The organism is Polaromonas sp. P1_A2 (assembly GCF_056406895.1).
This window is the reverse complement of the sequence record NZ_JBFTZI010000001.1, coordinates 306,250-326,767: the sequence shown is the minus strand read 5'-3', so window position 1 is coordinate 326,767 and position 20,518 is coordinate 306,250. Positions and strand designations below refer to the sequence as shown.

The 20,518-nt window shown below is 64.7% G+C and carries 18 protein-coding genes; 8 read left to right on the top strand and 10 right to left on the bottom strand.

From position 1 onward, the window contains the following. The 3 genes from AC1D09_RS01575 (at nt 1) to AC1D09_RS01565 (ending at nt 4,232) form a co-directional block, all read left to right on the top strand. The gene (locus AC1D09_RS01575; RefSeq protein WP_477663633.1) at nt 1–1,467 is read left to right on the top strand and encodes an aminotransferase class I/II-fold pyridoxal phosphate-dependent enzyme; all 1,467 of its coding nucleotides are present in this window, start codon (nt 1–3) and stop codon (nt 1,465–1,467) included. A 218-nt stretch (nt 1,468–1,685) separates the two neighbouring features. Beyond that, nucleotides 1,686–2,246: a sugar transferase gene (locus AC1D09_RS01570; RefSeq protein WP_477663634.1), complete on the top strand. Its 561-nt coding sequence runs from the start codon at nt 1,686–1,688 to the stop codon at nt 2,244–2,246. A gap of 30 nt (nt 2,247–2,276) precedes the next feature. Then, nucleotides 2,277–4,232, top strand: coding sequence for a polysaccharide biosynthesis protein (locus AC1D09_RS01565; protein WP_477663635.1), 1,956 nt, complete (start codon nt 2,277–2,279; stop codon nt 4,230–4,232). An 18-nt stretch (nt 4,233–4,250) separates the two neighbouring features. Here the strand turns inward: AC1D09_RS01565 and rfbC are convergent, their stop codons facing one another. From rfbC to AC1D09_RS01540, 5 genes are all read right to left on the bottom strand, one after another. Continuing rightward, on the bottom strand, nt 4,251–4,799 hold the full coding sequence (rfbC, locus tag AC1D09_RS01560; protein ID WP_477663636.1) for a dTDP-4-dehydrorhamnose 3,5-epimerase: 549 nt from the start codon (nt 4,797–4,799) through the stop codon (nt 4,251–4,253). Continuing rightward, nucleotides 4,796–5,683: a glucose-1-phosphate thymidylyltransferase RfbA gene (rfbA, locus tag AC1D09_RS01555; RefSeq protein WP_477663637.1), complete on the bottom strand. Its 888-nt coding sequence runs from the start codon at nt 5,681–5,683 to the stop codon at nt 4,796–4,798. The genes rfbC and rfbA overlap by 4 nt, the downstream gene beginning before the upstream one ends. A gap of 10 nt (nt 5,684–5,693) precedes the next feature. Beyond that, nucleotides 5,694–6,590 (bottom strand): dTDP-4-dehydrorhamnose reductase, encoded by an 897-nt coding sequence (rfbD, locus tag AC1D09_RS01550; protein ID WP_477663638.1) that lies wholly within the window; start codon nt 6,588–6,590, stop codon nt 5,694–5,696. A gap of 8 nt (nt 6,591–6,598) precedes the next feature. Further along, a complete protein-coding gene (rfbB, locus tag AC1D09_RS01545; RefSeq protein WP_477663639.1) occupies nt 6,599–7,660 on the bottom strand; it encodes a dTDP-glucose 4,6-dehydratase in 1,062 nt (353 codons plus the stop codon). Nucleotides 7,661–7,768: 108 nt separating this feature from the next. Then, nucleotides 7,769–9,754: an SDR family oxidoreductase gene (locus AC1D09_RS01540; RefSeq protein WP_477663640.1), complete on the bottom strand. Its 1,986-nt coding sequence runs from the start codon at nt 9,752–9,754 to the stop codon at nt 7,769–7,771. Between the two features lie 214 nt (nt 9,755–9,968). Here AC1D09_RS01540 and AC1D09_RS01535 point away from each other — a divergent pair, with 214 nt between their 5' ends. The 4 genes from AC1D09_RS01535 (at nt 9,969) to AC1D09_RS01520 (ending at nt 13,545) form a co-directional block, all read left to right on the top strand. Then, complete coding sequence (locus tag AC1D09_RS01535) at nt 9,969–10,466, top strand: phasin family protein (protein WP_074575938.1); 498 nt, start codon at nt 9,969–9,971, stop codon at nt 10,464–10,466. 222 nt (nt 10,467–10,688) lie between these two features. Further along, complete coding sequence (locus AC1D09_RS01530) at nt 10,689–11,951, top strand: patatin-like phospholipase family protein (RefSeq protein ID WP_477663641.1); 1,263 nt, start codon at nt 10,689–10,691, stop codon at nt 11,949–11,951. 102 nt (nt 11,952–12,053) lie between these two features. Next, complete coding sequence (locus AC1D09_RS01525) at nt 12,054–12,713, top strand: TetR/AcrR family transcriptional regulator (RefSeq protein WP_477663642.1); 660 nt, start codon at nt 12,054–12,056, stop codon at nt 12,711–12,713. A gap of 58 nt (nt 12,714–12,771) precedes the next feature. Next, a complete protein-coding gene (locus AC1D09_RS01520; RefSeq protein ID WP_413328987.1) occupies nt 12,772–13,545 on the top strand; it encodes a tetratricopeptide repeat protein in 774 nt (257 codons plus the stop codon). A 726-nt stretch (nt 13,546–14,271) separates the two neighbouring features. Here the strand turns inward: AC1D09_RS01520 and AC1D09_RS01515 are convergent. The 4 genes from AC1D09_RS01515 to AC1D09_RS01500 form a co-directional block, all read right to left on the bottom strand. Beyond that, nucleotides 14,272–14,931 (bottom strand): HAD family hydrolase, encoded by a 660-nt coding sequence (locus AC1D09_RS01515; protein ID WP_477664477.1) that lies wholly within the window; start codon nt 14,929–14,931, stop codon nt 14,272–14,274. Continuing rightward, entirely contained in the window at nt 14,919–16,475 is a 1,557-nt protein-coding gene (locus AC1D09_RS01510) for an ArnT family glycosyltransferase (protein ID WP_477664476.1), read from the bottom strand. Before AC1D09_RS01510 ends, AC1D09_RS01515 begins: the two co-directional genes overlap by 13 nt. A gap of 61 nt (nt 16,476–16,536) precedes the next feature. Then, the gene (locus AC1D09_RS01505; RefSeq protein WP_477664475.1) at nt 16,537–17,490 is read right to left on the bottom strand and encodes a lysylphosphatidylglycerol synthase transmembrane domain-containing protein; all 954 of its coding nucleotides are present in this window, start codon (nt 17,488–17,490) and stop codon (nt 16,537–16,539) included. Then, entirely contained in the window at nt 17,487–18,353 is an 867-nt protein-coding gene (locus tag AC1D09_RS01500; RefSeq protein ID WP_477664474.1) for a decaprenyl-phosphate phosphoribosyltransferase, read from the bottom strand. The genes AC1D09_RS01505 and AC1D09_RS01500 overlap by 4 nt, the downstream gene beginning before the upstream one ends. Nucleotides 18,354–18,451: 98 nt before the next feature. Here AC1D09_RS01500 and argE point away from each other — a divergent pair, with 98 nt between their 5' ends. Further along, the gene (gene argE / locus AC1D09_RS01495) at nt 18,452–19,663 is read left to right on the top strand and encodes an acetylornithine deacetylase (protein WP_477664473.1); all 1,212 of its coding nucleotides are present in this window, start codon (nt 18,452–18,454) and stop codon (nt 19,661–19,663) included. A gap of 15 nt (nt 19,664–19,678) precedes the next feature. On the opposite strand, the gene AC1D09_RS01490 is transcribed toward argE, so the two are convergent. Further along, nucleotides 19,679–20,470 carry a substrate-binding domain-containing protein gene (locus AC1D09_RS01490; protein WP_477664472.1) on the bottom strand — a complete coding sequence of 264 codons (792 nt, stop codon included), beginning with the start codon at nt 20,468–20,470 and terminating at the stop codon, nt 19,679–19,681. Nucleotides 20,471–20,518 lie beyond the last annotated feature (48 nt).

The window sequence follows — 20,518 nt, the reverse complement described above, 5'->3', positions numbered from 1 at the left end:
GTGACGAATATCCAGAATGTGTCGATCACGCGTGATGCCAAGCTGCGTCAAGCCTTGTCAATCCTCGATCAGGCCGGCCTGGGCATACTGCTGCTGACCGACGGGAACGGCCTGTTTGAGCGAACCGTCACCGACGGCGACTTGCGCCGCCTGGTGCTTGCCGGCGCGCAACTGGAGGACACCATCGCCTCGCTGCCGTCCATCAAGTCGCAAGTCATCAATACGCGGGCCTCGAGGCGGGAGGCGCTCGACCTGATGAACCGCCATGCCATCAACCACCTCCCCGTGGTGGACGATTCCGGCAGGGTCGTCGAAATACTGGATCGCAAGGTGATCGACGAGCAGATCCTGCTTTCAACGCCCCACATGGGAAGCGCGGAAAGGGAGTTTGTCGAAGAAGCCTTCCGCACCAACTGGATTGCACCGCTGGGGCCCAATGTGGACGGGTTCGAGCAGGAACTGGCCGAGCTGGTCGGCGTCAAGTACGCGGCCGCGCTGTCCTCGGGAACTGCGGCGATTCATCTCGGCCTTATCCTGCTGGGGGTGCAAAAGGGCGACAAGGTCTTTTGCTCCACGCTGACTTTTTCGGCAAGCGCCAATCCCATTGTTTACCAGGGCGCCGAACCGGTCTTCATCGACTCCGATGAGGAGAGCTGGAACATGTCCCCGGCGGCGCTTGAAAGCGCCTTCCACACGGCCAAGCGCGAAGGCTGGATGCCCAAGGCGGTCATCGTGGTGAACCTGTACGGCCAAAGCGCCGACATGGACCGCCTGATCGACATCTGCAACGCGCACAACGTGCCCGTGCTCGAGGACGCGGCCGAATCGCTGGGCGCGCGCTACAAAGGCAGGGCCAGCGGCAGTTTCGGCAAGCTCGGCGTCTATTCATTCAACGGGAACAAGATCATCACCACCTCGGGTGGCGGCATGCTGGTCTCCGACGACAAGGAGCTCATCGCGAAGGCCCGCTTCCTGGCCACGCAGGCCCGCGACCCCGCGCCGCACTACCAGCACAGCCAGATCGGCTACAACTACCGCATGAGCAATATTCTTGCGGGCGTCGGGCGCGGGCAGCTCAAGGTGCTGGGTGAGCGCGTTGCGGCGCGCCGGGCGGTCTTCGAGGCCTACAAGAGCGCTTTTTCAGGCGTCTCCGAAATCCAGTGGATGCCGGAGCCGGAGTGGAGCTACTCGACCCACTGGTTGACCGCCTGTGTCATAGACCCCTCCGTCGGCATCAACAGCCAGGAACTCACCAAACGCCTGGCCGGGGAACTGATTGAAGCGCGCCCCCTGTGGAAACCCATGCACCTGCAGCCGGTTTTCGCCCATTGCCGCTACTTCCCGGAGCCGGAAAAATCGGTTTCGGACCGCCTGTTCGAGCACGGCATATGCCTGCCTTCAGGATCGAACATGAGTGAATCGCAGATTGCGCGCATCGTCGAGACGGTCCGAAAAATCCTGCGCTGAGCAAGAGGGGGGCTTGCCCTCGAAACGCACCCGGTGAAACAAGCATGGCGGCAGGGACTTTTCACCGATAATCCCTAGGCTGCTTCGCGAGCTGGTGCACGGCACCACGCCCGGTATCCGAGGCGCGAGGAGTATTTAACGCCCGAAGGCCCGCTGACGGGGGGATGAGCACTCATCGAAAAACGGCTTCGTGCAGAACTTTTTTTTGGATGTTTTTCTTGAAGCGAGTGTTTGACCTGGCGTTTGCCATATTTCTGGCTTGTATTCTGGCCTTGCCGATTCTGGCGGTGGCGGCCCTGGTTCGCCTGACATCGCCCGGCCCGGCCCTTTACTGGTCCGACCGTGTCGGTCGTCATAACAAGATCTTTCGGATGCCCAAGTTCCGCAGCATGCGCGTGGGCACGCCGGCCGTCGCCACGCATTTGCTGGCCGATCCACAAGCGCATTTAACGCCGATCGGGCCTTTTTTACGCAAAAGCAGCCTCGATGAGTTGCCCCAGCTGTGGAGCATTCTTACCGGCGACATGAGTTTCGTGGGGCCGAGGCCGGCGCTGTTCAACCAGGCCGACCTGATCGCCCTGCGCACGGCGCAAGGCATAGACGCGCTGGTGCCGGGGCTCACGGGCTGGGCGCAAATCAACGGCCGTGACGAGCTGCCGATACCTGAAAAAGTCGCGCTGGATGCCGAATACCTGCGTCGCCGGTCGCTGTGGCTCGATGTCCGCATCCTCTGGTTAACCGCCGTGAAAGTGCTTCGCCGCGAAGGTGTTTCGCACTGACGGTGCCATCCATGTTTTGAGTCAGATCCTATGATAAGAAATAAACTTCTGAGCCAGCCGCGGCGCGTCAAGCAGCTCGTTGTGCTATTGGCCGACGCGGTGATGGGTGTCGTGGCCGTATGGTGCGCCTACTCCCTGCGACTGGACACCTGGCACTGGCCCTACAGCGTTCACCAGTGGTGGCCGTATGCGCTGGCACCGGTTCTGGCGGCGCCGATTTTTTGGCGCAACGGCCTGTATCGGGCCGTGTTTCGCCACAGCGGTATGGCCGCCATGCGTGCCCTGGCCGTCGCTGTGCTGCTGTATGCCATCCTGTTCTTCGGCGTGCTGATCGTTGCGGGGTGGCCGGATGTCCCGCGCTCCATCGGACTCCTGCAGCCGCTGATCCTGGTTCTCATGGTGGGCGCAAGCCGCGCCGTCGCCCGGCAGTGGCTGAGCAGCCTTTCCGCCGGCCAGCGCCGCAGCATGCCGGTGAGCCATCTGCTGATCTATGGCGCGGGATCCGCCGGCGTTCAGATCGCCAATGCCATCGCCACTTCGCACGAATTCAAGCTGCTCGGGTTTGTGGATGACAGCCCTTCCTTGCAGGGACTGACCATCAACCGCGTTCCGGTTTATGCGCCGGCAAACCTGAGCGCCATAGTGAGTGCCCACGGCATCACCGACATATTGCTGGCCCTGCCATCCATCACCCGCACACGCCGCAACGAGATACTCAATGAGCTGCAGCCCCTGCCGGTGCACGTTCGCTCCCTTCCAGGCCTGACCGATCTGGCCCACGGCCGCGTGGCGCTGGCGGACATCAAGGATCTGGACGTTGAAGATTTGCTGGGACGGGATGCGGTGCCGCCGGATCGCGCCTTGCTGGCCCGCAACCTGCTCGGCAAGGTGGTGCTTGTCACGGGCGCGGCAGGCAGCATCGGCAGCGAGCTGTGCCGCCAGATCCTGCAGGAAAAGCCCGCCCGGCTGATTCTTGTCGAACACAGCGAGTTCGGGCTCTACAGCATCCACCAGGAGCTCCAGCACCTGTGCCAACGCATCGCGGACCGCGAGGGCGCCACCATAGAGCTGGCGCCCTTGCTGGCCAACGTCCGCGACTACGGCCGCATGCTCGAAATCTGCCGGGCCTACCAGCCGCATACCGTCTACCACGCGGCCGCCTACAAGCATGTGCCGCTCGTCGAACACAATCCCGCCGAAGGCGTCGCCAACAACGTGCTGGGCACGCTCAATGCGGCGCGCGCCGCGATAGAGACCGGCGTCAGCCACTTCGTCCTCGTATCCACCGACAAGGCCGTGCGGCCCACCAACGTCATGGGCGCCAGCAAACGCCTCGCCGAAATGGTGCTGCAAGCACTCTCGGCAACGCCGGCTCCGGGTTTCGGCCCCGGGGCCCCCGCCATCAGCAATCGCACGCGTTTTGCCATGGTCCGCTTCGGCAACGTGCTGGGCAGCAGCGGCAGCGTCGTGCCGCTGTTTCGGCGGCAGATTGAAGCCGGCGGCCCGATCACCCTGACGCACGCCGAGGTGACGCGCTATTTCATGACCATCCCGGAGGCCGCCCAGTTGGTGCTGCAGGCGGGCGCCATGGCCGAGGGCGGCGAGGTCTATGTGCTGGACATGGGCCAGCCGGTGCGCATCATCGACCTGGCCCGCCGCATGGTGAAGCTCTCGGGCTTCACGGTGCGCGACGAAAACCGCCCTGACGGCGACATCGCCATCGAGGTCACCGGTTTGCGTCCCGGTGAAAAACTGTATGAAGAGCTGCTGATCGGCGACAACCCCGTCGCAACGCTCCATCCCCGCATCCTGAAGGCGCATGAGGAGTTCGTGCCCTGGGCGGATTTCCGGGGAGACCTGGAGCTGCTCAAGCAGGCCGTGAAAGCCAACGATACCGCCACCTTGCGGACGCTGCTGCTCAAACACGTGAGCGGGTTCACGCCCGACGCCCAGGACAGCGACCTCGTCAGCCTGGCCAGCGTTTAAGAAGCTTCTGTCCGCGCGTCAGGGCGCGGACACCGCCGCCTTGAAAGCCAGCCCCGCGGCGTCCTTGCCCGAAAGCAAAGGGGAGCCGCCCTCCAAAGGCCAGGCGATCCCCAGCGTGGGGTCATTCCACACGATGCAGCGCTCCTGCTCGGGTGCGTAGTAGTCGGTTGTCTTGTATAAAAATTCCGCGCTGTCGCTCAACACCAGGAAGCCGTGCGCCAGGCCGGGCGGCACCCAGAGCTGACGGTGGTTCTCCTCGCTGAGCTCCAGGCCGAACCATTGGCCGAATGTCGGCGATGCCGGGCGGATATCGACAGCCACATCAAAGACCGCCCCCCTCACCACACGGACCAGCTTGCCTTGCGGCTGTCCGAGCTGGTAATGCAAGCCGCGCAGCACGTTTTTGGCCGACCGGCTGTGGTTGTCCTGGACAAAATTGAAATCGGTACCGGTCGCGGCATTGAACGCGCGCTGGTTGAAACTTTCCAGGAAAAAGCCCCGCGAGTCACCGAAAACCTTGGGCTCGATGATCAGCACATCGGCAATGGGCGTGGATGTGACTTTCATGAACGGCCGTTCTCTTTCAGGAGGTGCTGCAGGTACTGGCCGTAGCCGCTTTTTGCGAGCGGCTCCGCGAGTTTCTGCAGCTGGGCGTCATCAATAAACCCGTTGCGCCAGGAAATCTCCTCGGGGCAGGCGATCTTGAGCCCCTGGCGATGCTCGAGGGTCGCGATGAACTGGCTGGCGTCCAGCAGGCTGTCGTGGGTACCGGTGTCCAGCCAGGCATAGCCGCGCTGCATGATTTGCACCTTCAACTGGCCCTGTTCGAGGTAATGCTGGTTGACCGTGGTGATTTCAAGCTCGCCGCGGGCGCTGGGCTTGATCGCCTTGGCGATCTCCACGACCTGGGCATCATAAAAATACAGGCCCGTGACGGCGTAATTGCTTTTTGGCGCGGCCGGTTTTTCTTCAATGCTGCGAGCCCGTCCGGTGGCGTCAAACGCCACCACGCCGTAGCGCTCGGGATCCTTCACGTGATAGGCAAACACCGTCGCGCCCGACGTCTCGGCATCCGCTTCACCGAGCAGCCTGTGCAGGTCATGGCCGTAAAAAATGTTGTCCCCCAGCACCAGGGCGCTGGGCGCGCCGTCCAGGAATTTTTCCCCGATGATGAAGGCCTGGGCCAGCCCGTCGGGGCTGGGCTGCACGGCGTACTGAAGATTCATGCCCCACTGCGACCCATCCCCCAGAAGCTGCTGGAAGCGCGGCGTGTCCTGCGGCGTGCTGATGATCAGCACCTCGCGGATGCCTGCGATCATGAGCGTGCTGAGGGGGTAATACACCATGGGCTTGTCATACACCGGTAGCAGCTGTTTGCTGATGGCCAGTGTGGCCGGATGCAGGCGGGTGCCGGAGCCGCCGGCCAGGATGATGCCTTTGCGTTGAGTCATGTGGGTGTAATCAGGTAATTTCCGCCAGCATGCGGGCCACGCCTTGCTGCCATGCGGGAAGCCGCAGGCCAAAGGCACCGCGGAGTTTGCTGGTGTTCAAACGCGAATTATGCGGGCGTACGGCCGGCGTCGGGAAAGCCGATGTGGGGACAGGGTCCACGGCATCGGGTGACGCCCTGAGCGCCTTGCCGCCTTTCGCGGCGCATTCGAGGACAAAACGCGCATAACCGTGCCATGACGTCTCGCCCGCGGCCGCCACGTGGTAGGTGCCGGCAAATCCTGTGGCGGGGCCGGCCAGCGCACCGCGCAGCATGTGGGCCGTGACGTCGGCCAGCAGGTCGGCCCCAGTGGGCGCGCCGAACTGGTCGCTCACGACCGTCAGGCGATCGCGCTCCGCAGCCAGGCGCAGCATGGTTTTGGCGAAGTTGCCGCCCCGCGCCGCATAAACCCAGCTGGTGCGCAGAACCAGGTGCTGGGCACACCGGGCCGCGATGCGCTGCTCGCCTTCGAGCTTGGTGCGGCCGTAGACGCTGAGCGGGCCGGTCGGGTCGCCCTCTTCCCAGGGTTTGCTGCCGCTGCCGTCGAATACATAGTCGGTCGAGTAATGCAGCAGCCATGCGCCGGCTGCGCTGGCAGCCTCGGCCAGCACACCCGGGGCTTCGGCATTGATCACATGCGCGGTGGCGTTATCGCTTTCGGCCTTGTCGACGGCGGTGTAGGCGGCGGCATTGACGATGGCATCAGGCCGGACCTGGCGCACCGTCTCGCGTATGCCGTCCAGCCTGGCGAGGTCGCCGCAGAAATCCGTGCTGTGGCGGTCCAGCGCGACCAGCTCACCGAGCGGCGCCAGGCTGCGCTGCAATTCCCAGCCGACCTGGCCGTTCTTGCCGAAAAGCAGTATCTTCATGCGCGCGCTCAGGCCGCGGCCGCGTACTGGGCCTCGACCCAATCGCGGTAGGCGCCGCTTTGCACATGCGTGACCCACTCGGGGTTGTCCAGGTACCACTGCACGGTCTTGCGGATGCCGGTTTCAAAGGTCTCGGCGGGCTTCCAGCCCAGCTCCCGCATCATCTTGCTGGCATCGATCGCGTAGCGGCGGTCATGGCCGGGCCTGTCCTTGATGAAGGCGACCTGTTCGCGGTAGCTGCCGCCGGCGCGCGGGCGCAACTCGTCGAGCAGGGCGCACACCGCGTGGACGATGTCGATATTCGGCTTCTCGTTGTTGCCGCCTATGTTGTAGGTCTCGCCGGGTTTGCCGGCTTCGAGCACGCAGCGTATGCCGCTGCAGTGGTCCTTGACGTACAGCCAGTCGCGCACCTGCTGGCCGTCGCCGTAAACCGGCAGGGGCTTGCCGGCCAGGGCGTTGACGATCATCAGCGGGATCAGTTTTTCGGGGAAATGGTAGGGGCCGTAATTGTTGGAGCAATTGGTGGTGAGCACCGGCAGGCCGTAGGTGTGGTGGTAGGCCCGGGTCAGGTGGTCACTCGCCGCCTTGCTGGCTGAATAAGGGCTGTTCGGCTCGTAGCGGTTGGCCTCGCTGAAGGCGGGGTCGGCCGGCTGCAGCGAGCCGTACACCTCGTCCGTGGACACCTGCAGAAAGCGGAAGGCGGCTTTCTCGCCGGCCGGCAGCTCCGACCAGTAGCGGCGCGCGGCCTCCAGCAGGCGAAAAGTGCCGACGATGTTGGTCTGTATGAAGGCTTCCGGGTCCGAGATGGATCGGTCCACGTGCGACTCGGCCGCGAAATGCACGACGGCGCGCGGCTTGTGCCTGGCCAGCAGGTCCGCGACCAGGGTGCTGTCGCCGATGTCGCCCCGGACAAAAATATGCCGCGGGTCGCCCTTCAGGGGCGCCAGGGTTTCCATATTGCCGGCGTAAGTGAGCTTGTCCAGGTTGACGACCGGCTCGTCGCTGCCCGCCAGCCAGTCAAGAACAAAATTGGCGCCGATAAAACCGGCTCCCCCCGTAACCAAAATCATGAGCTCACCCTTCCTTGTGCCGCTGCAATGCGGCATCGGCTCATATTATGCCCCCGGCCTGCGGGCGGAAAGGCCGGAAAAGGCGGCCGGCGGCCGCAGCGGCCCCGGCTAGAAGTGGATGCCGCGCATCATCTGCTGCATGGCCACGGCCTCGGCGGACAGCTGCGGTTTGGCGCCCTTCTCACCCTTGGCGGCCGAGGAGTCGGGGAACATGCGGAAGCTGGTGTTCATGGCGATCTGCGCGATGCGCGGCACCAGCGCGTGCAGCAGCTGGCCGGTGATGCCCAGGCGCGTGGCGACACGCACCGGCTTGAAGATGCAGGCCTGCGCGATCATGTCGGCGGCTTCTTCCGGGGACAGCGTCGGCACGTTGTTGTACAGGTTGGTCGGCGCGATCATGGGCGTGCGCACCAGCGGCATGTTGATGGTGGTGAAGCTGATGCCGACGTCGGCGAACTCGCTCGAGGCGCAGCGCGTCCAGGCGTCCAGCGCGGCCTTGGAGGCCACATAGGCCGAAAAGCGCGGCGCGTTGGTCAGCACGCCGATGGAGCTGATGTTGACCACATGGCCCTTGCGCTTGGCCGCCATGCCGGGCAGCAGCCCCATGGTCACGCGCAGGCAGCCGAAGTAATTGAGCTGCATGGTGCGCTCGTAGTCGTGGAAGCGGTCGTAGCTGGCCTCGATCGCGCGGCGTATCGAGCGGCCGGCGTTGTTGATCAGGAAGTCGACGCCGCCGTGGTTGGCGATCAGCAGCTTGAGGAAGCGGTCGCAGTCGGCCATGTCGGCGATGTCGGCCGGGTAGGCCACGAACTGGTAGCCTTTGGCCTTGGCTTCCTTGCAGGCCTCGTCAAGCTTGTCCTGGTCGCGCCCGCAGATGATGGTGGTCGCGCCGGCTTCGGCGAACTTGTGCGCCGCGGCCAGGCCTATGCCGGAGGAGCCGCCGGTGACCAGCACCACCTTGCCGCCCACCGTGCCGCGCAGCGAGCGGTCTATGTGCAGGTCGGGGTCCAGGTGGCGCTCCCAGTAGTCCCACAGGCGCCAGGCGTAGTCCTTGAGGTTGGGGCACTCAATGCCGGCGCCCTTGAGCGCGGCCATGGTTTCGCGGCAGTCAAAACGCGTCGGGTAATTGACGAAAGTCAGCATGTCCTCGGGCAGGCCCAGGTCTGCCATCACCGCATTGCGCACGCGCCGCACCGGCGCCAGCGCCATCAGGCTCTTCTTGACGCCGCGCGGGATAAAGCCCAGCAGGGCGGCGTTCACGAACAGGTTCATCTTGGGCGCGTGGGCCGCGCGGCTGAAGATGTCCAGCACGTCGCCGACGCGGTAGCCCACCGGGTCCACCAGGTGGAAGCACTTCTTGGCGATGCCGGTCTTGTGGCTGATGTGGTCCAGCGCGTCGACGACGAAGTCGACGGGGACGATGTTGATGCGCCCGCCCTCCAGGCCCACGGCCGGCATCCAGGGCGGCAGCAGCTGGCGCATGCGCTGGATCAGCTTGAAGAAATAGTAGGGGCCGTCTATCTTGTCCATCTCGCCGGTAGTGCTGTCGCCGACCACCATGGCGGGACGAAACACCGTCCAGGGTACCTTGCATTCCTTGCGCACGATTTTTTCGCTCTCGTGCTTGGTCATGAAGTAGGGATGGTCGTAGTTCTCGGCCTCCTCGAACATGTCCTCGCGGAACACGCCTTCATAGAGGCCGGCCGCGGCGATGGAGCTCACATGGTGGAAGTGCCCGGCGTCTATGGCCTTGGCGAACTCCACCGCGCTGCGCGTGCCTTCGATGTTGACGGCGATCTGGCTTTGCTCATCGGCGCCCAGGTCATACACGGCGGCCAGGTGGTAAAAATGCCCGACCTGGCCCTTGAGCTTCTTGATGTCCTCGCTGCTGACGCCCAGCTTCTTGCTCGTCAGGTCGCCATGGATGGCGACAGCCCGCGCGGCGCCCACGCCCCAGTACTCCCGCAGCGCCGCGACCTTGCCGGCGCTTTCCTGGCGGATCAGGAAGTGGACGGTCGTGCCTTTTCGTTCCAGAAGTTTTTTGACCAGGCGTTTGCCGATGAAGCCTGTGGCCCCCGTGACGAAATAATGCATGTTGTGTTTTCTCCGCTGAACTGTCGATCAAAAAACTGATTCTTGCTTAAACCGCATGACTCCCTATTCAGCAGAAACCCGCGCTCAGCGGCGCGGGGCCTGCTTTTCCATAGAGCGGGGTACCTAAACACCGCCGCGGGGAAGGCTTATATTTTGCGGTCTATGCGGCATACTGTCCGCGCCAATCCACAACCCTCACCGTCTGGAGTCCATCATGGTCAAGAAACTGCAAAAAATGAGCGCCGACAAAAAATCCGGCCCCCAGCTCTCGGGCGCCGTCAAAGAGTCCGCGCAGCAAATCTGGCTGGCCGGCCTGGGCGCATTCTCCAAGGCGCAGGAAGAAGGCGGCAAGGTCTTTGAGACCCTGGTCAAGGAAGGCCTGTCCATCCAGCGCAAGACCCAGGCCGTCGCCGAGGAGAAGATCTCCGAAGCCACCAACAAGATGGCCACCATGGCCACCGACATCCAGTCCAAGGCCGGCCACCAGTGGGACAAACTCGAAAACATCTTCGAAGACCGCGTCGCCAAGGCCCTGAACAAGCTCGGCGTGCCTTCGGCCAAGGATGTGGACGCGCTGATCGCGCGCATTGACGAACTCAACCGCAATGTGCAAAAACTCAGCGGCAAGGCCCCCGCCGCCAAGAGCGCCGCAAAACCCGCCGCGAAAAAGGCCCCGGCCGCCAAGCGCCCGGCCGCGCGCAAGTCGGCCTAAGCACGGCGAGCTTCACCAAAAAGGGACATACCGTCCCTTTTTTTTCGCCTGTGCGCTTTGCTGCAAAGCAGCAAATATTCCCGGGGCCGCCGTCTACACTTTCTTCTCATGACTTCAGCCAAGCGTTCAAAAAGCAAGCCTTCCAGCAGCCAGCCGCGCATTGCCTTGGCACTGGCCGGCGGAGGTCGTCTAGCGGCTACGCAGCATGCCGACACGGGAAAAATGACAAAACGGGCCGCCACCGGGCCGCGCATTGCACTGGCACTGGCGGGTGGCGGCCCGTTGGGGGCCATTTACGAGATCGGCGCGCTTTGCGCCCTCGATGAATCCCTGCAGGGCATCTCCTTCACCGAACTGCACCATTACGTCGGCGTCTCGGCCGGCGGCTTTATCGCGGCGGGCCTGGCCAACGGCATGACGCCGCGCGAACTCTGCGCGGCCTTTATCGAAAACGACGACAAGGCCTCGGAGGTGTTCGACCCGGCCTGGCTGATGGTGCCCGCCTACGGCGAATTCCTGCGGCGCGGCATCACGCTGCCCGGCCTGGCCGCATCGGCCGCTTGGCGCGCCACCTTCGGGCGCAAGTCTTTCGTCCATGCGCTGGAAGCGCTGGGGCCGGCCTTGCCCACGGGCATTTTTGCCAACGACGAGGTCGACACGCAGCTCGAAAAACTGTTTTCCAAGCCTGGGCGCACCAATGACTTTCGCCAGCTCCGCACCCGCCTGACGCTGGTGGCGACCAACCTGGACAGCGGCGACGCCGCGCCCTTCGGCCGCCCCGGCTGGGACCATGTGCCGATTTCCAGGGCCGTGCAGGCCAGCTCAGCCCTGCCCGGCCTGTTCCCGCCGGTGGAGATCGACAACCATTACTACGTGGACGGCGCCCTCAAGAAGACCATGCACGCCGGCGTGGCCATGGACGAGGGCGTGGACCTGATGTTCTGCCTGAACCCGCTGGTGCCCTTCAACTCCACGCGCGCGCCCAGGCTGGCCATGGACCAGCGCGTCATGCGCCGAGGCCTGCCGCCCGAAAAACAGGCCATCCCACGCATCGTCAGCGGCGGCCTGCCCGCGGTCATGAGCCAGACTTTCCGCTCCATGATCCATTCGCGGCTGGAGCTGGGCATGAAGCACTATGAGCACGCTTACCCCGACACCGACATCGTGCTGCTGGAGCCCGACCACCGCGACGCCGAGATGTTCCTGGCCAATACCTTCAGCTACCGGCAGCGCCGCGAACTGGCCGAGCACGCCTACCAGAAGACCCGGCAGATGCTGCGCTCGCGCAAGACCACGCTGTCGGCCAAGCTCGCGCGGCACGGCGTGAGCCTGAACCTGGACGTGCTGGAGGACCCCAAGCGCCACCTGGTGGCCCCCAGGCCGGCCGCCACCCGCGTGGGCCGCGCCATCGCCTCGCTGGAGGAGGTGATGGAGGATTTAAGCCATGCGCTGCGATCGCCGTCCCGCACAGTGCTGGCCACGTAACCCAAAGGTTCTCCATGGGCGGACCCGGGTTTTGTGGACTTCCCTAGTTTCGCGCCGGCAGGCGCTGGGTTAGAGTTAAAGAACAATACAAGGTAGACAACTATGGCGAAAAAAGCGCCGCGCCGTACAGCAGAGCGGATCCTGGAGGTCACCCTGGACCTCTTCAACCGCTTTGGCGAGCCCAATGTGTCGACCACGCTGATCTCCGCCGAGCTCAACATCAGCCCCGGCAACCTCTACTACCACTATCCCGCCAAAGACGAGCTCATCAACTCGCTGTTCGACCGTTACGAAAAATCCCTGAGCGAGCTGCTCAATGCCAGCGACGGCGTGCGCGACGTGGAGGACGCCTGGTTCTTCATGCACACCCTGTTCGAGCTGATCTGGCAGTACCGCTTCCTGTACCGCGACCTCAACGACCTGCTCAGCAAGAACCGCCGGCTGGAGACCCACTTCCAGTGGGTGCTCAAGAACAAGACGCGCGCCGTCAAGGGCCTGCTCGACGGCATGAGCCGCGCCGGCGCCATGACCATCGATTCGCGCGAGGTCGAGGCCACGGCCACCAGCATGGTGGTGGTGCTCACCTACTGGCTCAGCTTCGAGTATGTGCGCGACCCTCGCAACGCGCTGGAGCCCGGCAACGCCCAGGCCGCGCTGCTGCGCGGCGCGCACCACGTGCTCAATTTGCTGATTCCCTACCTGGAGCAAAGCCAGCGCGCGCACCTGCAGGCCCTGGTCGGCGCTTACAGCAGCCCGGCTTGAGTTCCTTCAAACCGCCCTCATCCATAACACAACAATTTTTACCAAGGAGACAAGACACATGGCCAAATGGACTGCCTTTCCCCATGCCGGCGACTACGCATTCGATGCCGCCAGCCTGAAAAAGAGCTGGGCCCGCCTGCACCTGGGCGACTGCGAACCCCTGCCCAAGGACGCCGATGTGCTGCAGGCCTGGGTGCTGTTCCACAACGGTGAATTCCAGAAGGCGTCTGACGCGGGCCTCAAAGCCGGCGGCGACGGCATCACGGTGGCCAACAAGGCCGCCAGCATGTACGCCACCTACCTGGAAACCAAGGAAAAGGCCAAGCTGGACCTCTTCATGGAAGTCGCCGCCCGCGCCGAAGCCCAGCAAAAGGACGACCCGAAAAATGCCAATGCCTGGTACTGGCAGGCTTATGCGCTGGGCCGCTACAGCCAGGGCATCAGCGTGGCCAAGGCCCTGGCGCAAGGCCTGGGCACCAAGGTGAAAAACGCGCTGGAGCAAGCCATCAAGCTCTCGCCCAAACACGCCGACGCCCACATCGCGCTGGCCGCCTTCCACGCCGAGGTCATCGACAAGGTCGGCTCGCTGATAGGCGGCATGACCTACGGCGCCAAAAAGGACGTGGGCCTGTCGCTCTACAAGGACGCCCTGAAGCTGCACCCCGGCTCGGCCATCGGCATGATCGAATATGCCAACGGCATGGTCATGCTCGAAGGCGACAAGAAGATGAAGGAAGCCACCAGGCTTTATGAGCAGGCGGCGGCCAGCAAGCCGCTGGATGCGACGGAGAGGCTTGATGTGGAGATGGCGAAGGCGGAGTTGGAAGACTGAGCCGGGTCTTGCTCCGGCTGGGCGCGCTCTTCCTCCTCTTTCCTCCACTTAGTCCTGCTGGCCGGGTCTCGCCCCGGCGGGCGACTTACTTTCTTTTGCTTCGCCAAAAGAACGTAAGCAAAGAAAAGGCGACCCGCAGTCTGGGTCCCCTCCGCTGCGCTGCGGGGCAACCTGCGGTGCTCGAGCCAAGCGGGGTCTGGCTAAACTCGCTGCGTTTCACTCCGCTCAGACAACGCCAGCCCTGATCCGCTTGTCTCTGCGCTCCTCGGCCCAGCCAGGACGGGGCAATCGGGAACGGGGACAGAAGACAAAAACCCCAAGACAAATACAAACAAGGACACGCCATGGCGTGTCCTTGTGGTTTTCGGTATTGGTATTTTTCTCCCACCCCCTTGTGTATGCGCCGAGGAGCGCAGGTTCAGGCGGATAAGGGATCGCGTTGTTTGAGCGAAGCGAGTTTAGCGAGACCCCGCCTGAACCGAGCACCGCAGGTTGCCCCGGAGCGAAGCGCAGGGGACGCAAACACCAGGGTCGCCTTTTCTTTTGCTTACTTTTGGTGTTTGCGTAACTTCGCTGCGCGAAGTGAGCAAACCCCGCGCGCGTAGCGCGCCGTTTGGCGGACAAAAGAAAACCCGCTTTGCGGGTTTCGATAAAAGTGAGTAGCCGCCGGGCTACCCCCGGCCAACCGCCCTCGGCAGAGAACACAAGGACCAGAGCAGGAGCCGCTCACCCGCTCCAAGGCTCCCCCCGATACCACGCATGCCGCGCCAACCGCAGCATCGGTTTGTCGCCGGACGTATCCCCATAGGCATAGAGCGTCACCCCCTCCAGCCCGGCCGAGCCAAAGCGCCCGGCCGCCCACTCCCGTAGCCTGACAACCTTCTGCTCCCCATGGCAGTTGGGCGTCCGCATACGCCCCGTGAGGCGGCGGGCCTCGCCCTCGCCCGCCGTTTCCATTTCGGTGCAGAGCAACGCATCAAAGCCCAGCTGCCGCGCCACCTGCTTGAGGTAGATGTCGGGCGAGGCGCTGACCATCACGCAGCAGTGGCCGGCCTCGCGGTGCCGGGCCAGGTGTGCCATCGCATCCTCGCGCAGCTGGCCGGGGAAATCTTTTGCCAGCCATTGCGCGGTCCAGCCGTCGATCTCGGCAAGGCTACGGCCCGCCAGCGTGGCCTGCATGAGCTTGCCTTTGGCGACGTGGTTGGGCACGATGCGCAGCGCATAGCCGGCCAGCCAGGGCGAGCAGCGCAGCAGGGCCCACGCAAAACGCGGCCAGCCCAGGCCGCGCGCGAGGAAAACCGTGAAGGTGTCGCGCCGGGTCAGCGTGCCGTCGAAGTCAAAGGCGGCGACAACCGGGCCGGTGTCCTGGGCGCTTAGCTCGGGCATCGCACCTGGCCGCAATAGCGTTCGCAGAAAGGGCAGCCCGTCATGGGCAGCCATTTGGGAATATTGAAGTAGCGCTTGAACACCGTGCCCAGCACCCCTTCGCGATAAGCCTGGTAGTTAAAGCCCGTGCCTTCGAGGGCGTAAAAAGGCACGCCGTTTTGCTCGAAGCTGAGCACGCGCACCGAGGCGAAATAAGGCGCAAACTCCTCCAGGCGCGGTTTGTCGGCGAGGATGATGCGAATCGTCTTGCCCTGGTACAGCGAAAAATCGACCAGCATGTCGTCCTGGCGCGCATGGAACTTGCCGACACCGAAGACCGGCATGTACTGGCGCCGCTCAAAACCGAATATCGAGGCCGGTGTGTAGGCCTCGCCCATGAGCACCACGCCGGGCGCCGTGACCTGCTGGAGCATTTCGGCGGTCTTGTAGCTGCGGATGATTTGCGGATAAAGCTTGGTGCTGCGCCAGGTGTCCAGCGTGGTCATGTAAAGCCCCGCCACCACCAGCACATGCAGGCCGGCGAACGCGGCCAGCCCCTTGGCGCAGGCCTTGAGCTTGTCGGCCGGCAGGGCAAAGGCCAGGAAGGCAAACCCAAAGGGGTAAAACGACAGTACCCAGTGCAGGCCGATGATTTTTTTGGCCGACAGCAGCGCGAAGAACAGCAGCGGCACCACCACCAGGCAGGCCAGCAGGCGCTGCGAGCGCGCCGCGGCCAGCAGGGACTGGCGGTAGCGCACCGCCATCCACAGCGCGGCCGGCGTGACCAGGTAGGCCATCATGCCGATATAGGTCAGCGGCTTGCGCCACTCAAAATTGGCATCTTCATTGCGGTTGTACACATTGAACATGATGTTGGACCAGCCGTGCGACATGTTGTAGGCGATGTTGATCGCCGGCCCGGGCAAGGCGCACAACACCAGCAGGGCCAAACCGGCCAGGCGCTCGCGGCGGTACAGCACGAAGTACACGAGGTAGCTGAAGCCCAGCACCACCGAAAAATACTTGGACAAAAAGGCGCAGCCCAGGAAAACGCCGGACAGCGCATACAAACCCCAGGCGGCGCGGTCCATCAGGGCGCGGCGCTCGGCGCGCATCAGCGCGGCGACCGACAGCACCGACCAGAAGATCAGCGGCGTGTCGGTGGTGATCAGGGTGTTGAGCCAGTTCAGCGGCGCCAGCCAGAAAAACAGCACGGCCCAGGCGGCGCGCACCCGGTCCGCGCCCTTCAGCGCCCACCACAGTGCCGCGCCCAGCGCCAGCGGCAGCAGCACAATGGGCAGGCGTATGGACCAGAGGCTGTCGCCCAAGGTGGCGCGCATCAGCGCGATCAGCCAGCCCACCATGGGTGGGTGGTCCGAATAGCCCCAGTCGGGGTACACGCCCCACCAGTAGAAAAAGGCCTCGTCGCCGGTGACCGGGAAGCTCACGGAAATCCACAAGCGCAGCAGCAACGAGAGCAGGCCGGCGGCCAGCAGCCAGCGGCTCAGCGTGACGGGAAAGGCGGCTGAGGCGGCGGGGGTGGCGGAATCGTGGTTCTGGGACATGAAAGCTCAAAAAGGGGAGCGGCGCCGGCGGCAACGCGGCCGCGGGCAAGGCGGGAGCAGGCTAGCGGAAGCTGATTTCCTTGCGGATGGCCGCACTATAAAGCAAGGCCAGCACGCCTATGGCCACGGCCAGCCACAGCGTCAGCAGCCGCGCCAGCACGGTGACGGCCAGCGCCGCCGCGGGCGTCGCGCCATGCGCCACCAGCAGGCCCGTGAGCACGGCTTCGGTGCCGCCCAGGCCGGCGGGCAGCGCGGACAGGGCGCCGGCCACCATGGCGACGGCGTAAAAGCCCGTGGCCGTCAACAGCTCCAGTTGAACGCCCATGCCGCGGCAGACCAGCCAGACCGCGACACCCTGCGCCGCCCAGGCCGCCAGGGTCAGCCCCAGCCAAAGCCAGGGGCGCAGCGCCAGGCAGTGCCAGGCCTCCCGCAGCCAGGGCAGGCGCTCAAACAGCCGGTCGCGGTGTTTGAAGAGCAGGCCCAGCACCATCAACAACACCAGCGCCGCGGCCGCCAGCAGGCCACCGAGCAGCGTGGACGCGGCCTGCACCGCGGGATGCCGCAGCACCCAGCCGGCGGCCGGCAGGCACAGCAGCAGCAGGCACAGCAGGTCGGCCAGCCGTTCAGCGCCGAAGATGGCCAGGCTTTGCCCGGCGCCCAGGGGCTGGCGCGCCAGCATCAAGCCGCGCGCCGCCTCGCCGACATTGCCGGGCGTGGGGGTGAAGGCATAGCCCGCCAGGTAGAGGCGCAGGCCCTGCAGCCAGCCGAAATGGCGGCCGTAATGCGCCATCCAGAGCCGCCAGCGCAGGCCGCGCAGCAGGTAGTTGAGCAGGCACAGGCCGGCTGCCTGCGCGCCCGTCCAGGACCAGAGCAGCGCCAGCGAGGCTTTGGGGCTGTCGCCCCAGACCAGCAGCGCGGCCGCATAGGCCGTGGCCACCACGCCCAGCACCAGCAGCAGGCGCTTGAAGGGAAGGCCCGCCGCAACCGGCGCGGAAGAAGCGGGCGCGGGCTTCACAGCCAGCGGCTCAGGAAAATGGCCAGCCAGAGCGCGCCGGCCCCCAGTATCCAGGGGTCGCGCAGCATATCGCGCGCCACGTCTTCGCCGTGGCCGCGGTGCACCTGGTAGGTGTAGCGCAGCATGCCGAAGATCACCACCGGCACGGTGTAGAGCAGGCGCTCGCCGTGCTGCAGCTGCGCCTCGGGGCTGGTGGCGAACAGGCTGTAGGTGGTCAGCGTGGCGGTCATGGTCACGGCCATGAAGGTGTCCAGCAGGGCCGAGGGGTAGTGGGCCATCACCGCACGCTGGCTGGCCTCTTCATGGAAGCTTTCGGCCTTGCGCTTGGCAAAACCGAGGAACAGGGCCACAAAAATGCCGGTCAGCAGCAGCCAGCGCGAGGGCGGAATGCCGACGGCCACGGTGCCGGCCAGGAGGCGCAGCATGAAACCCGAGGCGATGATGGAGACGTCGACCACCGGCACCTGCTTGAGCCGCCATGAGTACGCCAGGTTGAGCAGCACATAGGCCGCCAGCAAAGCCAGCAAAGTGCGGTTGCCGGCCGCCAGCAGCAGGCCCGCCACCAGCAGCAGGCCGGCCAGCACCAGCGCCACGGGCACCGCCACCGCGCCGCTGGCCAGGGGCCGGTGGCGTTTGGTGGGGTGCAGGGCGTCGCTGGCGCGGTCATGCCAGTCGTTGATGATGTAAACCATGCTGGAGAGGCAGCAAAAAGCCGCAAAAGCATGGAAAACGCGCCAGTCCAGCGCCATGTCCTGCCAGTTCTGGCTGAACACCAGGCCGGCGAACACAAAAACGTTTTTCAGCCACTGGTGCGGCCGCATGAGGCGGACCAGGGCCAGCGGGAAAGAAGGGGAAGAGGGCATCGGAAAAGAGGGGTAACACCCCGGGACACCCCCGGGAAGAACGAGCTTGAAGCATAACTGAGCGCCGCCGATTCCCGAATACGGCCAAAATGGGGGCCATGGCTCTTGCACCCTCCCCCACCCTCGCCCCTTCCTCCCCCATCGCCCTGCCCGCCGTCTCGCCCCGCGCCCTGGAGCTGATCCAGGCCCTGGTGCGCATGAACACCGTCAGCGACAACAGCAACCTGGAACTGATCCATTTCGTGCGCGACGAGCTGGCCCGGCTGGGCGTGGCCAGCCGCATCACCACCAATGCCGGCAAGACCAAGGCCAACCTCTTCGCCACGCTGGGCGAAGGCAAGCCGGCCGGCATCATCCTGTCGGGCCATACCGACACCGTGCCCTGGGACGGCCAGGACTGGACGCTGGATCCGCTGTCGGCCGCCATCGAGGGCGGGCGGCTCTACGGGCGCGGCAGCTGCGACATGAAGGGCTTTATCGGCATGGCCCTGGCCCATGCCGGGGACTTCCTGAACAGCCAGGCGCCCTTTGCGCTGCACCTGGCGCTGAGCTACGACGAGGAAGTCGGCTGCCTGGGCGTGAGGGAGCTGATCGCCGACATGAAGGACGCCGGCATCGCGCCGCTGGCCTGCATCGTCGGCGAGCCGACCAACATGGTGCCGGCCACCGCGCACAAGGGCGTGTACCGCTACAAATGCTGCGTGCGCGGCAAAGAGGCGCACTCCTCGCTCACGCCGCAGTCGGTCAACGCCATCGAGATGGCGGCGCGCGTGGTCGGCAAGCTGCGCGACATGGCCGAGGGGTTTGAGGCCAGCGAGCCGCGCTACGAGGGTTTCGACGTGCCCTTCAGCACCGCCAGCGTCGGGCAGTTCCACGGCGGCATTGCCGACAACGTGGTGCCGCGCGACGCCGAGTTCCGCTATGAATTCCGCAACCTGCCCACGGCAGACGCGCATGCGATGCAAAAAGAGATTCTGGCCTATGCGCAGCGCGCCCAACCGGCGATGCAAAAAGTGGCGCCCGATGCGGGCTTCAGCTTCGAGACGATTTGTGAGGTGCCGGCCTTTCTGGGCTCGGCCGGCGACGACGTGACCCGGCTCGCGCAGCGCCTGGCCGGCACGCGGGAAACCACGCTGGTGGCCTTCGGCACCGAAGCGGGCATCTTCAAGGGCGCCGGCATTCCCACCGTGGTCTGCGGGCCCGGCAGCATCACCCAGGCGCACCAGCCCGACGAATTTGTGAGCCTGGAACAGCTGGCGCGCTGCCAGGACTTCATGAAAGGCCTGGTGAACACGCGCGAGCTGCGCTAGGCCTGTCTTTCAAGCTCAAGGCTTGGCGGCAACGGGCTCCATGCCAGTGCCGCGCACAATGAATGCGGCCGCCGGCGAAGCCAGGAAGCGGATCAGGTGTCGGGCCGCTTCGGGTTCCCTGGCGCCCGTCATGAGGCCCGCTGAAAAGAAGATGGTCTGCTGGACTTCATCGGGCAAGGGCCCCACAAAGTCCAGCTCCTTGAAGGGCAGCAATTCACTGACTTGCTGGAAGCCGATCTCGGCATCGCCCCGCGCCACCACCGTCCCAACCCGCTCACTGAAAATCTTGCGGGCCTTGTCCTTGATCTGGTCGGCCACGCCCAGGCGCTGAAAAAGCTCCGTCGACAGATAAGTGCCGCTGGCGCTCGCGGAATAGGCAATCGACTTCGCGTTCAGCAAGGTCTGGCGCAAGGCATCCACCGTGCTGATGTCCGGCTTGGGTGTGCCTTTGCGCACCGACATGCCGATCACGGAGCGCGCCAGATCGACGCGGCTGCCTGGAGTGACCTTGCCCTCCTTGACCAGCGTCTCCAGCCCGGCGTCGGCCAGGATCACGATGTCAAAGGTCTCGCCGCGCGCCAGCCGGCTGGGAATCGAGTCCGGCGCATTGCCAATGGAGGCGCCGTAGCTGGTGATGACCTTGTTCTGGCTGGCCTGCTCATAAAGGGGTATCAATTGCTGGTAGGCGGCGGTGAAGCCGCCCGAACTGATCACCCGGATATCGGCGGCCAGGGCATGGCCGGCAAGCAGCACGAGGCTGAAGGCGGCCAGGACGACGCGTCGTATCCGCTGGAATGTGAATGTCATGGCAAAGGTCTCCTTCTGTCGTTGGTTTGTCGGCACATGCGCCAGTGA